General features: G+C 50.0%; 1 pseudogene. It reads right to left on the reverse strand.

The features are described from left to right. Positions 1-210: pseudogene (locus CYR52_RS23125) on the reverse strand (Rid family hydrolase); the annotation flags it as partial.

Genomic DNA, 210 nt, shown 5'->3' on the forward strand with positions numbered 1-210 from the left:
CAGTAAATCGCCTGAGCGGATCGCGGCAGAATAACCATGCTTCTCATAGAGAGCATGGCGATTTGCAGGGAAAACGGTTTGTTTCACCTGCATAACGGTGGGGAATTGATTCTCCGGATCGGTATGAAAGGTTTCACATCGATAAGATCGTCAAACGTACACCCTGCAGCGGCAAGCGTGGCCTTGAGATTATCAAAGGCACGCTCTACC

The sequence above is a fragment of the Chimaeribacter arupi genome (assembly GCF_002858805.1).
GTDB lineage: Bacteria > Pseudomonadota > Gammaproteobacteria > Enterobacterales > Enterobacteriaceae > Chimaeribacter > Chimaeribacter arupi.